Source organism: Armatimonadota bacterium, from assembly GCA_028871815.1.
Lineage (GTDB): Bacteria > Armatimonadota > Chthonomonadetes > Chthonomonadales > Chthonomonadaceae > REEB205.
Window position 1 is genome coordinate 22321 of sequence record JAGWMJ010000014.1, and the last position, 13457, is coordinate 35777.

The window sequence follows — 13457 nt, forward strand, 5'->3', positions numbered from 1 at the left end:
GGTTATCCTTTCAGACCCGTGAGCGCGATGCCGCGCACAAAGAAGCGTTGTGCCGCAAGAAACACCAGCAGCACCGGTAACAGCACCAGTACGGCTGCTGCCATCTGAAGCGGCCAGTTGGTAGAACCGAAGGCATCCTTGAACAGCGAAAGACCTACTTCAAGCGTTCGCATGCCGGTTGTGCTGGTAACCAGTAGTGGCCAGAAGAAATCGGTCCATGTCGCAATAAATGCGAATACCGATAGCGTCGCGAGCGCCGGACTGGAGAGGGGCGCTGCGATGCGCCAGAAAGTGGCCCATGGCGAACAGCCGTCGAGACACGCAGCCTCATCCAGTTCGCGCGGCAGTGTGAGAAAGAACTGCCGAAGCAGGAATATGCCAAACGCGCTGGATATTGCCGGCACGATCAGCGCCCAGTAGGTATTGAGCCATCCGAATGACCGCACGACGAGGAAAGCAGGAATCATCGTGACCTGACCCGGGATCATCATGCTGGCCACAAAGAGGTAGAAGAGCCAGTCGCGGCCACGGAAGCTTAATCTCGCAAAGGCAAAGGCTGCCGGTGCACAAATCAGCAACTGCCCACAAACGACGCTGACGGCGACGATCAGCGTATTCATCAGGAACCGCAGGAATGGCGTGGCATCCATATGCAAAACCTGCGAGTAATTCGCAAATTGCAAATGCTTTGGCAGCAGGTGGGCCGGATCCGGCAGCGCACCGTGACTAGGATGAAGGGATACCAGTACCATCCAAACGAAGGGAGTCATGGCTGCTGCTGCCGCCACGACCATCAGCACGTAACTGCCAATTGCGCTCGCAGGCGACACGCGTCTCATACCATAACGCTCTTGGCCATGTACCGGCTATGCAAGGCTGTACCCTGCCATCCGCCGCTGGACAATGCGAAACTGGACCACGGTAACCAGCAGAATGACCAGAAACAAGACGTAGCTTTGCGCGCTGGCCATACCCATGTGGAACTGCCTCCACGCTTCATTGTAGATGTGGTAGCCAACTACATCGGTTCTGCGCATCGGTCCTCCCTGCGTCATCATGTACACCGGCGTGAATACCTGAAAGGCGCTGATGGAGGAGGTAACGAGGATGAAGAAACTGGTCGGAAGCAGCAGTGGCCAGGTGATGTGCCGAAAACATGCCCATCTCCCGCCGCCATCGACAGCCGCCACCTCATAGAGGCTGGAGGGAATCGCGCTCAAGCCGGCAAGATAGAGAACCATTCTTGGTCCAAGGCCCAGCCACACGCTCATGACAATCAGAGCCGGCATTGCCAGTCCAGGGCTGTTGAGCCAGTCGGTCTGCGAAGCGTGCCGCAGACCGCATGCCCCCAGCACCCAATCCAGCAGCCCCGACTCCGGCAGGTAGATGAAGGTCCACACCATGGAGACAGCTACGGCGGACGAGACGGCCGGAAGATAGTAGAGTGTGCGGAACAGATTCACGAACGGGAGCTTCTGGTTCACCAGAATGGCGATGATGAGCGCGGCCAGCATGCCGAGAGGCACGCTGGCGACAGCATAGTACGCCGAATTGAACAGCGCATTCCAGAAGAGCGTGTCGTGCACCAGATTCTGGTAGTTCTGAAGCCCGATAAACGGGTGAGCCTTCTTGAGGACGTCCCACTTGTGAAGGCTCAAGTAGAACGCAAATCCGATTGGAAAGAGCGTGAAGATGGCGAGATGAAGGAAGGATGGGAAGATGAAGGTCCACGCGCACAAGTCGGCCTTGAGCCGGCGCGAACGCGCTGACGAGGCACGGCTTGCGGCTAGCGCCGGCACTGTCATGAGTTCAGCTCCGGGTCGATACGGGCCGCAGCCTGACGCAGCGCCACCGCGGGTGACATGCCGCCAATGAGTACATCCTGCATCATCTCGGTGCCAATATCCTCAACCTGGGCGTAGTCTTCCACGCGTGCGCCCCACGGCGCGATACCGGCAGGCACGGCGCGCAGAAACGCCGGCTCAAGCGGATTGGAACTCGCCCTGGCCATGGCAACCGCGCGGTTTCCGCTAATACCGATGCCAAGCGCCGCCTTCTTGATTTGCACATACGGTGACGACATGTACTGCGCAAACAGCCAGGCCGCCTCGGGATGCCGCGTATGGGCGGTTACGGCGAAGCCAGACTCATAAATCACCGTAACGCGCCGTACGTTTTGGGGCAGCGCCACCACACCGACGTCGGACAGGTTGATCGTATCGCTTGCCTTGATCCCGACGAGCGACCAATGACCTGTGATCTCCATTGCGCACAGCCCGTTTTCAAATGGATCCGCCCCTTGCGCCTGCGTCTGGGATAGTGACGGCGCAAGATGCTGTTGTACCAGTCCGGCATAGAATGTCACTGCAGCGATAGTTGCTGGCGAATCTATGTAGCCTTCGGCCCGCTTGCCATTGGGTGAGAGCACGTCGCCGCCATTTTGCCAGATGAACGGGATCCAGGCCGGCATCCAGTTCTGCGCAAGAAACCCATATTGCGTCGGATGCAGCGCACCACGCGGCCACACCGTTAGCGCGCGGCAATCGTTCAGGAAGTCCGCCCATGTCCAGTCATCCTGCGGATACGGCAGGTGCGCCCGCTGGAAGAGCTTCTTGTTGTAGAACATCACCATCGGCGTGAAGTCGCCGGGCAGCGCGTAGAGCCGGCGGCCGCGCGCCTCCATCGCCAGAACGTTCGGCCAGTAGGCGCCAAGGTCCACATGATCGCGGCGCGCCAGCGGGGCCAGGTCCTTCAGGCAGCCATTGTCGATGAAGACCGCGGCAGAGGATGCATCCAACGACATCACGTCCGGCTCGGTTCCCGCCACAAATGCGGTGAGCATTTTCGAGACGTACTCCGTGCTGCCCGGAATGTGCTCCCAACGTATGTGGATATCCGGGTGAAGGTGGCGCCAGTGATCCATGATCGTGCGCTGAAACCGGGCCATATTGGGGTCGGCGCTCGCACCACCCCAGTCTGAAACATGGATGGTCACGCCGGCGGCATGGCGGGCGTTTCCGCAGCCAACCGCCAACCCGACGAGCAGCGTGCAGGCAAGCGCGGCGAGGGTGGACCTGGAGGGTGTCCGCAAACGGAGCGGGCTCATATCACAGGATGAAGCGGCCTAAGACCACAGCGAGACGCTCGAGGGCCGGCATCAGTTACCGCTTTGGCGCAGTGCGGCCGCAAACTCGGCGACCGCATACTCCACGTCATCAGCGGTGGTAAAGCGGCCGAGACCGAACCGAATCGCGCCGACGCCGGCTTCATCGGAGACTCCAATTGCCTTAAGAACATGCGAGCTTCCCTTTTTGCCGCTGCTGCACGCGGATCCTCCAGAAACAGCGACGCGCGTGTTGAACGGACCGAGTCTTGAGGAAGCGGCCTCAGGCACAATGATGTTGAGGTTGCCGGGCAGGCGCCGGTCGAGGTCTCCGTTCAGCACGGCCTGCGGACAAACCTCCAGCAGGCCGTGCCACAAGCGGTTGCGAAGCGCAGTAAGCCGTACCGCTTCGGTTTCCCGCTCGTCACACGCCAGCTTGAGCGCGGCGGCAAGACCTACAATCCCGGGCACATTCAACGTTCCGGAACGGTATCCATCCTCATGGCCGCCACCATCCATCTGCGGCGCCGGTCGAACACCGCAATCCGCGCGCACATAGAGCGCCGCGACGCCCTTCGGGCCATATATCTTGTGCGCGGTGAATGCGCAGAAATCCACGCAATCCTCCTGCACGTTCAAGGGCAGTTTGCCGGCGCTCTGGGCAGCATCGGTATGAAACAAAACACCGCGCCGGCGGCATAACTGCCCGATTGCGGCAATCGGCTGGATGACACCGATCTCGTTATTGGCGTGCATTACCGACACCAATGCCGTGGTGGGCGTTAGAGTGGCCTCCAGATCATCGAGCGACAGAATGCCGTCCGGACGCGGCTTGAGGACGGTCAGTTCGCTGCCCTCACGCTGCAGCGTTGCGCAGCTGTCGAGTACGGCACGATGCTCCGTGGCCACGGTGACCACGTGATCGCGACCGGGGCGCATGGCCCGAACCGCGCCCTTGATCGCCAGATTATCGGATTCCGTTGCGCCCGATGTGAAGATGATTTCGGAGGGGTCCGCGGCGCCCAGAAGTTGGGCAATCTGCCGCCGCGCCTGACTCACGGCAACCGACGCCCGCAGCCCAAAAGAGTGCGTCTTACTGGCAGCATTGCCAAAGTGCTCGGTAAACCAGGGCAGCATGGCCTCGAGCACACGGGCATCTACCGGCGTGGTCGCATGATTATCGAGATAGATGGGGGAACGGCTCAACGGGCGATCTCCGCCGTATCGGGGCATCCTGCACGGAGATTGTACCCGCGTGCGACTCATTGGCGCCTGAGCGCCACGCTCATGAACCCAACAGACGGCGGAGGTACAATGGCCGCATCGGTGCATTGCGCGCCGCCGCAATTATGACGACCGAACGCACCGACGAAATCGGCTTCCCCACCGGCGACTCCGCAACCCCGCAGCCGGATGCACGCCAAATGGTGGAGGCCGCCGAACACGTTGGTTCCACAGTTCTAGGTCCGTGCGCGGAAGCCACCGATCAGATGGATGGTCCAAACAGGGCGAACTTCGCCGCCCTTGCCGCGCACAAGCTGTTGGGGTTGGCCGTTCCCGTGCGCTACGGCGGTGCCGACGCAGCCGGCCGGACTCAGCACCTGTGCACTCAGACGCTGGCTTCGTGGTGCGGGGTCACAGCCTTCACCCAGGCTCAGCACCACGGCCCATGCCGGTTTATCGCCAACGGCCCAAACCCGGCACTGGCGGACGCGCTGCTGCCGGAGATGGCGGCTGGTCGACTGATCAGCGGCGTCTCGTTCGCGCATCTGCGCCGGCCCGGACCGCCGGCCATAACCGCGACGGCCGTGCCGGGCGGCTGGCTCATCGATGGCGTGGCGCCATGGGTTACCGGTTGGGGCATGATCGCCATGCTGGTACTCGGCGCGGCAACTGCCGATGGTCGGATCGCCTACTTCTGGATTCCGGTAGAGCCACACAAGCTTGAAGCGCTCCTTCCCGGGTGCCGGTCAGACCGCCGGCATGAGGGTACGCTGGATGCCGGCCCACCGATTCGTTTGTGCGCGATGCGGGCCTCTGCCACGGTCGTACTCCACTTTCACCACTGGTTTGTTCCTGATGCTCACCTTTTGGCCTGGAGCGATCGCGAGGCAATGCGCCGCAACGACAAGATGGGCGTGTTGGGCGCCACCGCCTTTCCGTTGGGCTGCTCGTGGCGTGCCATCCAGCTAACGGCGCAAACCGCCGAAAAACGCAGTGTTGTGGCCGGCAGCGTTGCGGCCGAAGCGCTGCTTCAGGAGTGGCGCGAGCTGGATGCTGCCGTTGAGGCCGGCTCAGCCTCCGCCGAGGATACTGATGCCTGGTTTACAGCTGCTGTAGAGCTTCGTGCGAAAGTCATCGCGCTGTCGGTTCGCGCCGCCCACGCGGCCGTAACGGTGAGCAGTGGGTCCGCGAATACCCTGGCTCATCCGGCCCAGCGGCTATATCGCGAGGCGATGTTCTACACAGTGCAGGCCCAAACCAACGACGTGATGCAGGCTACTCTGCGCCGGCTGACTTCCACCTGATGCGCGCGGCTAGCCGTGCCAATCCACTTCGGTAACCTCACGGGCGTGTGCCACGATGAAGTCGCGCCGTGGTTCGACTTTGTCACTCATAAAGATATCAAACATCTCCATGGCAGTCGTGACGCTCTCGCCGTCGATGTGAACGCGGGCCAGTTGCCGTTTATCGGGCTCCATGGTCGTCTCCGCCAGATCGCCCGCATCCATTTCACCCAGGCCCTTAAATCGCGTCACCACCACGTCTCTCTTGCCCTTCAACTGCTCGAGTAGTGCGTCGCGCTGCACCTCGGTCTGCGCGTAGTGCTGCTCATTTCGGCCCACACGGACGCGGAACAGTGGTGGCTGCGCTACATACACATGTCCATTTTCAATGAGCGGTCGCATGTAGTGCCAGAAGAATGTGAGCAGCAGCGTGCGGATGTGGTCACCATCCACGTCGGCATCGGTCATGATAATGATTTTGTGGTACCGCAACTTTGAGAGGTCGTAAGCCGGCGCCTTCGCACCGCCGTTCTTGACGGGCGAGGCTGGTTCGATGATCTCGTCATCCATAGGAACGGTTTCGGCATCGTCCGCATCGTCCTCTGCGCCATAGGCGATTCCGGTGCCGAATGCGGTGATCATGTTCCGGATTTCCTGGTTCTCCAGGACTTTGTCAACACGGGTTTTGCCGGCATTCAGGATTTTGCCGCGGAGGGGCAGGATCGCCTGCGTTCTGCGGTCGCGGCCCTGCTTGGCGGATCCGCCTGCGGAGTCGCCCTCCACAATGAACAGCTCGCAGAGAGCCGGATTGCGTTCTGTACAATCGGCGAGCTTGCCCGGTAGCGAGTGCGAGTCGAGAACGCCCTGCCGCTTTACGAGGTCGGCTGCCTTTCGCGCCGCATCCCGCGCGCGCTGCGCCGTAATCGCCTTTTCTGCGATTCGCTTCGCTATCGCCGGGTTCTCCTCGAAGAACTCCGCGATTTTTTCACCGACCACGGAGTTCACAATTCCATCCACATCCGCATTGACCAGCTTGACCTTCGTTTGCGACTCAAACTGTGGATTCGGCAGCTTTACCGAAATAACTGCCGTCAATCCTTCTCGCACATCGTCGCCGGAGAAGTTGGAGTCCTTCTCCTTGATTACGCCCACTTTGCGTGCGTAAGCGTTCATCACACGGGTCAACGCCGTCTTGAAACCCGAGAGGTGGGTCCCGCCATCGTGGGTGTAGATGTTGTTGGCGAAGGGCAGGAGGGTCTCTTGATAGCCCATGTTGTACTGAATGGCTATCTCAATGATGACGTCGTCGCGTACGGCGCCGAAGTATATCGGCTTGTGCAGCACATCTTTGGTCTCATTCAGGTGGGAGACGTAGTCGGCCAGGCCCTTGCTGAAGTGAAACACCTTCTTAACCGGCGCTACCACATCGATGAGCGCGCCGTCACTGCCAACTTCCGGCTCCGGCAGGTCGCGCTCATTGGTGAAGCTGAGGGTGATCGTTTTGTTCAGATACGCCAGTTCCCGCAGTCGACGTTCGATGGTCTCGCCATCATACTGCAGGTCACCGAATATCTGTGGATCGGCATGCCACCGCACCATCGTCCCGTGTTCCGCCGGTCGGGCCTTGCCGAGGATCTGGAGTTTCTGCACGGTTTCGCCGCGCTCAAACTTGATATTGTATTTCTTGCTGTCGCGCCAAACGATCACTTCAAGGGAATCCGACGTGGCGTTGACGCATGAAACGCCTACGCCGTGGAGACCTCCGGAGAGCTTGTAGGCGCCGCTGTCGAATTTGCCGCCGGCGTGCAGTTTTGTGAGCGCAACTTCCACACCCGGCATGTTGTACTGAGGCTGCATATCCACGGGAAAGCCACGGCCGTTATCACGCACGGATACGCTGCCGTCGGCGTAAAGGACGACGTCGATTGCGTCGCAGGCGCCGGCCATCGCTTCATCTATCGAGTTGTCGGTTACCTCAACAAAGAGGTGGTGCAGACCTTTGGTGTCGGTACCGCCGATGTACATCGAGGGTCGCCGCCGCACCGCCTCCAGACCTTCAAGGACCTGTATCTGCTCGCCGCCGTAGGCGCTCTTGACATGCCCGGCGGATTCAATATCCACGTTCGTGGCGTTTGCGGCTGCAGCCTGCTCCGGGTCCGGTGCGTTGTTGTTGGTCTCGTTGGATGACATAGGTTCGGTCGCAGTTCGGCAAGCGGGCGGCGCAATCGCTTCAACAATTTGTGCCACATAAAGGCGCCGCAAGTCGGCGCCAACACCCTACTATTCTAGCACAAAATGGGTAGACAGAAGTGAATTCATTCCCACGTAGTCAGGGCAGATTCACGATCTTTCACACCACCACGGGCACGCCGCTGCACGGCGCGGTGTCCCGGCATGTGGCGCTCGCTACGTTGGCGATAATATCAAGCGCCATGACCGCGCGCAGCGGCCTCAATCTGCGCCGCAGATATTGGCCCGGTTGCCCCATGCTGCCCAACCGCCAGGCTGCCGGCGGCATTTGCCAGGGCACAGGCATCAGCTAGCCTTCTACCGCGCAGCAGCGACGTGGTAAACACCGCTGCAAACGCATCTCCGGCGCCAACCGTATCGGCTACGGTGATGCGGTGTCCCGGCAGCCGGACAACTGCGCCGGTGTCATCAAGACCCAGGCAGCCATCAGCGCCAAGCGTAACGGCGAGTGCTCGCAGGCTAAGCCGATGGAGCAGCGCCGAGCCGGTCTCTTCCATAGTCGATACCGGCACATTCATGGCTGCCGCGGCAATCGGCAGCTCATCGAGGCTCACCTTGAGTATCTGCGTGTGGCGCAGTAGCGTGGCCACGCGCATTGGCGTCCAGCACCCGTTGCGCAGGTTGAGATCGCACATCCGCACCGCGTTGGGAGCGCGCTCCAGAAGCGCCGACAAAGTCGCTCGCGACCGCGTCGACCGTACGGCAACGGAGCCAAAACTAATGCAATCCGCGCTCTCCGCCACCCCCATCAGGTCCGGCGCCGGCTCAATAAAGTCCCACGCGACATCTTCGTGGATGGTATACGCCGGAATGCCATGCTCAAGCTTGATCGTAACACGACCGGTCGGGTGCTCCCGATCGCGCTGGATGAGGCTGGTATTCAGGCCGAGTTCTATAAGCTTCGCGTGTGCCTCATCGCCGCCCGCATCACAGCCGAGCCGCGTCACGAGGCGTGCATCGGCGCCAAACCCTGCCGCCCTCAGTGTGTAGTTTAGCGGCGCCCCACCCAACTCGCGGCGGTCGGGTAACTCATCCCATAGGGCTTCGCCAAATGCCAGGATCAATTTCATCTGCGCCACGCCAAGCCTCTCAATCTTGCATCGGCCTGCATGCAGGTAGAATTCAGCCGGTCAAAAGGAGCCTGCTGCTGTGGTTCGAGCCGCATTTGCCACATTGGGCTGCAAGGTCAACCAGTACGAGACACAACGGATTCTGGATCGCTTTGAAGAACGCGGGTTCGCCATTGCGCCCTGGAACGAGCCGGCCGACGTCTACGTGCTCAACAGCTGCTCCGTAACTGTGGCTGCGGAGCGGAAGTCGCGCGGTATGATCCGGCGGGCCACCAGAACCGGCCCAGGGGCGCTGGTGGTGATGACCGGCTGCGCCGGAGAGATGGCGGGGATCCGCGGCGAAACGGTGGAGCACGCAGACCTCATTGTACCGAACAACAGGAAGATGGAGACGCTGGAGTGCGTGTTGAACGCTCGGCCAGACCTGCAGCGGCGGCTTGGCGAGGCCGCGACCAGCCCTCCGGCCGACCGTCCCGCCAGACGCACTCGCGCCACGCTAAAAGTGCAGGATGGCTGCAACATCTTCTGCTCGTTCTGTTCCATACCGTACACCCGCCGGAGCATGGAGTCACGTCCACTTGGTGAGCTGGTGGCCGAGGCCGCAACGCGTGCTGCGCAGGGCTATCGCGAGATCGTGGTCACGGGCGTACTGGTTGGCGCCTGGGTAGGGGAGGAGGATGGCCGCGCGATCGCGCTGGCCGGCCTGCTGCAGAGACTGGCTGCCGTGCCGGGCATTGAGCGCGTTCGGCTCTCGTCGATAGAGCCGACACAGGTTACTGAGGAGTTATTGACGGCGTTCGCCGAGACGCCACAGATATGTAACCATCTGCATATGCCATTACAGAGCGGCGACACGGGCACGCTGAGCCGCATGAACCGGCCCTATGACGCACCGTTCTATCTGGAGCGCTGCCGCACTGCACAAAAGATGATTGCGGATCTGGCGATCACCAGCGACATTATGGTCGGGTTTCCCGGCGAGGATGAAGCGGCGTTTGAAGCCACAGCCCAGATGGTGCGCGATGTTGGATTTGCCAGAGCGCATCTGTTTCGATACTCTCCCCGGCCCGGTACGCCGGCAGCCGACATGGCTGGCCAGGTAACCGACGCTGAGAAGGAGGATCGGAGCAGGCGGCTTGCCGCCGTATGTGCCGGTGAACAGGCGGCGTTTGTGCGGCGGTACTGCGGACGAACGCTGCCGGTGCTTGCCGAGGGGCGCGAATCGACGGCCGAAGAGGATATGGATCGCGGCTCAAGCGGCAACGACGGCAACGAGCGTGTAACCGATGCTGGACCGCCAACCGGCAGCCGGATGATGATGGGCTATACCGCGAACTATATCCGGGTGCGCTTTGCCGGCGGAGTGGGAATGGCCGGCTCGATCGTGCCTGTTCACCTGCTGGACGCCGAAGGCGACACCGCCTGGGGCGAGCCCGATTCCGGACTCGATTATCCGGGTGGATCGTGGCCACTGCCCGCGCCAACCATGCGCGGCGGAATGCCTGCATAACCCTCCACTTGGTCCCAAGCGGACGGGCTGTGGTATAATCTGCCGCGGCTATCCGAATAGATTTGTTCGGTACAATCGCGGCACATTGGCCCACGCAGGCAAACAGGCAGTGTGGTTGTCTTTCATGAGCACCGATCACTGACGAGTGCGGCAAACGGCCCGCTGCGGCGCATGGACCCGGATTTCGTGCGATAGCCGCTCCGGCAGTTGTGTCGGCTCGCATTGCCACCGGTCTGTCACAGTTATCACCATGTTTGCGCAAGACGCAAGCGGTTTGAGAGTATAACGCTATGCAAGAGAGAATTGCGATTATTGGTCTTGGCTACGTAGGGCTGCCGGTAGCCCTCGCGTTAGCCGCCGAATTCAACGATACGGTCGGCTTCGACGTGAATCAGCAGAAGGTGGCCGATCTTCAAGCGGGCACCGACAACACCGGCGAGGTGAGTCGTGAGACGCTGAGCGGAACCCGGTTGAGGATGACGAACAACGCGGCCGATCTGACGGACCGGACGATGTTCATTGTTGCCGTACCCACGCCGATTGACCAGAACAACCGCCCGGATTTGAGGCCGATTATCGCCGCGACCGAGACCATTGGGCGGCAGCTCAAAAGTGGGAGCGTGGTGGTCTACGAATCGACGGTCTATCCCGGACTCACGGAGGAGGTGTGCGGACCCATCCTGGAACGCACTTCCGGGCTTGTACGTGGAGTTGACTTCACGCTGGGATACTCGCCAGAGCGCATCAATCCCGGTGACAAGGAGCATACGCTGGATCGCATCGTCAAGGTGGTGTCTGGCGAAGACAGCGGAACGTTGGACCGTGTGGCTGCGGTTTATGAGCGAATCATCACCGCGGGCGTTCATCGCGCGCCAAGCATTCGCGTGGCCGAGGCCGCCAAGGTGATCGAAAACACGCAGCGCGACCTGAACATCGCGCTGATGAATGAGCTGGCCCTGATCTTTGATCGGTTAGGCATCCGAACGCGCGATGTGCTGGACGCCGCCGGCACCAAGTGGAACTTTCTCCCGTTCGCGCCCGGGCTGGTCGGCGGCCACTGTATCGGCGTTGATCCCTATTACCTGACCACCAAAGCCGAGCAGTTGGGCTACCACCCACAGGTGATCCTTGCGGGACGGCGCATCAACGATGGCATGGGCGCGTGGGTGGCCCAGCGCCTCGTGAAACTGCTGGTCAAGAGTGAAATTGGCGTAGCGCGGGCCCGGGTTGGCGTATTTGGCCTCACGTTCAAGGAGAACGTGCCGGATCTTCGCAACAGCCGTGTGCCGGATATCGTCAAAGAGTTGAGCGACTTCGGCATCCAGGTTCTGGTGCACGACCCCGTTGCCGATCCTCATGAGGCGCAAGAGGAGTACAACATCCGCCTTGCGCCCTGGGAGCAGATGCGCGACCTGGATGCAGCCATTCTTGCGGTAAAGCACGAGGAGTACACCTCCGGCGGGCCGAACCGGCTGCTGGACCGTTTGAAGCCTGGCGCCGTTTTTATGGACATCAAATCGGCATTCCAGCCCGCCGACGTGCCGGCGCCGTTTGCCTACTGGTGCCTGTAGCTTGTGATCTAGGCGGCGGCTCGGAGTTGCACGCGAGCCACCGCGCGTTTCACTGTTAACGCGTACGCCCTCCGCCTGCCTGGGCCCCGGCACGCCTAATCCGCTGCCGCGCATGCGGGCGCCTCCGGGGCGTTTGGAGATTCCATGAAGATTTCGGTCGTTGGGGCTGGATACGTTGGCCTGGTTACCGGTGTTGTATTGAGCGATTTGGGCAATGAGGTCCTGTGCGTTGACCGCGACGAGGCAAAAATCCGCGCATTGAAGGCCGGCATTATGCCGATCTATGAGCCTGGGTTGGAAGAGATCGTGCGGCGCAACGCCGCGAACGGACGCCTGCGGTTCGGTTCCAACGTGTGCGAGGCCACTCGATTTGCCGATGTGCTGTTCATCTGCGTCGGTACCCCACCCGGTTCGGGCGGCAATCCCGACATGAGTTTTATTGAAGCCGTGGCCGCCGAAGTCGGCCACGCGATGCGGAAGCCAACGGTGATTGTAAACAAATCTACCGTTCCGGTTGGTACCGGCAACCTTGTTGCGGAGATCATTCGCAAGAATCAGACTGCGCCGGTTGAGTTCCAGGTTGTCAGCAATCCGGAGTTTCTCCGCGAAGGCAGCGCAATTAAAGACACGCTGGAGCCGGATCGAATTGTTATCGGCACCACGGATGCGGCGGCGGCGGCAAAACTCAAGGCGATCTACGCGCCACTGAATCGACCGGTGCTGATCACCGACGTCGCCTCGGCGGAGATGATCAAATACGCATCCAACGCCTTCCTTGCCACCAAGATCAGCTTTGCCAACGCGATCGCAACGCTCTGTGACCTCACAGGCGCGGACGTTCTCGAGGTGGTGAAGGGAGTTGGCGCCGACGCCCGCATTGGGCCAGCGTTTCTGAATGCAGGCATCGGTTACGGTGGTTCCTGCTTCCCAAAGGACACGTTGGCTCTGATAGCCACCGCCCGCAAATACGGCTACGACTTTGATCTATTGCGCAGCGTGGTGGCGATCAATGACGCGCAACCCATACTATTCGTGAAGCGGATCGTCGAGGCGTTCGGCGGCTGTATCTGTGGCAAGCGCTTCGGTATCCTCGGCCTGGCATTCAAGCCGAATACCGACGACATGCGCGAGGCGAAAGCTTTGGAACTGATACGGGCTCTGCGCGGCCACGGTGGCTCCGTGTGCGCTTACGACCCGGTAGCAGAAGCGAATGCGCGGTTACTTGCGCCCGATTTGGAGTGTGTGGAGAGCGCCTACGCCGCAGCCGAGAATGCCGACGCACTGGTGGTTGTAACCGAGTGGAACGAGTTCAAGGAGCTGGATCTCGATCGTCTCCGCGGCCTGATGCGGCGTCCACTGATATGCGACGCTCGCAACCTCTACGATCCAGGCGTGCTCAGCGAGCACGGCCTGGAACACATCGGCATCGGGCGTGGCGCCACGTAA

Annotated in this window: 10 protein-coding genes; 4 read left to right on the forward strand and 6 right to left on the reverse strand. The window is 61.0% G+C overall.

The window, feature by feature from the left end:
- Window positions 1-2 precede the first annotated feature (2 nt).
- The 4 genes from KGJ62_14395 to KGJ62_14410 form a co-directional block, all read right to left on the reverse strand.
- A complete protein-coding gene (locus tag KGJ62_14395; GenBank protein ID MDE2127768.1) occupies window positions 3-839 on the reverse strand; it encodes a carbohydrate ABC transporter permease in 837 nt (278 codons plus the stop codon).
- Window positions 840-866: 27 nt separating this feature from the next.
- Window positions 867-1805, reverse strand: a complete 939-nt coding sequence (locus KGJ62_14400) for a sugar ABC transporter permease (protein ID MDE2127769.1) — start codon at window positions 1803-1805, stop codon at window positions 867-869.
- Window positions 1802-3091: a sugar ABC transporter substrate-binding protein gene (locus KGJ62_14405; protein ID MDE2127770.1), complete on the reverse strand. Its 1290-nt coding sequence runs from the start codon at window positions 3089-3091 to the stop codon at window positions 1802-1804. Before KGJ62_14405 ends, KGJ62_14400 begins: the two co-directional genes overlap by 4 nt.
- Before the next feature lie 66 nt (window positions 3092-3157).
- Entirely contained in the window at window positions 3158-4309 is a 1152-nt protein-coding gene (locus KGJ62_14410) for a cysteine desulfurase (GenBank protein MDE2127771.1), read from the reverse strand.
- 143 nt (window positions 4310-4452) lie between these two features.
- Here KGJ62_14410 and KGJ62_14415 point away from each other — a divergent pair, with 143 nt between their 5' ends.
- The gene (locus tag KGJ62_14415; GenBank protein ID MDE2127772.1) at window positions 4453-5631 is read left to right on the forward strand and encodes an acyl-CoA/acyl-ACP dehydrogenase; all 1179 of its coding nucleotides are present in this window, start codon (window positions 4453-4455) and stop codon (window positions 5629-5631) included.
- 9 nt (window positions 5632-5640) lie between these two features.
- Here KGJ62_14415 and KGJ62_14420 read toward each other — a convergent pair whose 3' ends face one another.
- Both KGJ62_14420 and KGJ62_14425 read right to left on the reverse strand, forming a co-directional pair.
- The gene (locus tag KGJ62_14420) at window positions 5641-7800 is read right to left on the reverse strand and encodes a type IIA DNA topoisomerase subunit B (protein ID MDE2127773.1); all 2160 of its coding nucleotides are present in this window, start codon (window positions 7798-7800) and stop codon (window positions 5641-5643) included.
- A 233-nt stretch (window positions 7801-8033) separates the two neighbouring features.
- Window positions 8034-8939 carry a carbohydrate kinase gene (locus tag KGJ62_14425; protein MDE2127774.1) on the reverse strand — a complete coding sequence of 302 codons (906 nt, stop codon included), beginning with the start codon at window positions 8937-8939 and terminating at the stop codon, window positions 8034-8036.
- A 70-nt stretch (window positions 8940-9009) separates the two neighbouring features.
- Here KGJ62_14425 and KGJ62_14430 point away from each other — a divergent pair, with 70 nt between their 5' ends.
- From KGJ62_14430 to KGJ62_14440, 3 genes are all read left to right on the forward strand, one after another.
- Window positions 9010-10440, forward strand: coding sequence for a MiaB/RimO family radical SAM methylthiotransferase (locus KGJ62_14430; protein MDE2127775.1), 1431 nt, complete (start codon window positions 9010-9012; stop codon window positions 10438-10440).
- 290 nt (window positions 10441-10730) lie between these two features.
- Window positions 10731-12011 (forward strand): nucleotide sugar dehydrogenase, encoded by a 1281-nt coding sequence (locus KGJ62_14435; protein MDE2127776.1) that lies wholly within the window; start codon window positions 10731-10733, stop codon window positions 12009-12011.
- Window positions 12012-12155: 144 nt separating this feature from the next.
- Window positions 12156-13457 (forward strand): UDP-glucose/GDP-mannose dehydrogenase family protein, encoded by a 1302-nt coding sequence (locus tag KGJ62_14440; protein ID MDE2127777.1) that lies wholly within the window; start codon window positions 12156-12158, stop codon window positions 13455-13457.

Coding starts and splice junctions, on each gene's coding strand:
- KGJ62_14440 (MDE2127777.1), top strand. CDS start 12,156: ATGAAGATTTCGGTCGTTGGGGCTGGATACGTTGGCCTGGTTACCGGT.
- KGJ62_14420 (MDE2127773.1), bottom strand. CDS start 7,800: ATGTCATCCAACGAGACCAACAACAACGCACCGGACCCGGAGCAGGCT.
- KGJ62_14435 (MDE2127776.1), top strand. CDS start 10,731: ATGCAAGAGAGAATTGCGATTATTGGTCTTGGCTACGTAGGGCTGCCG.
- KGJ62_14400 (MDE2127769.1), bottom strand. CDS start 1,805: ATGACAGTGCCGGCGCTAGCCGCAAGCCGTGCCTCGTCAGCGCGTTCG.
- KGJ62_14395 (MDE2127768.1), bottom strand. CDS start 839: ATGAGACGCGTGTCGCCTGCGAGCGCAATTGGCAGTTACGTGCTGATG.
- KGJ62_14415 (MDE2127772.1), top strand. CDS start 4,453: ATGACGACCGAACGCACCGACGAAATCGGCTTCCCCACCGGCGACTCC.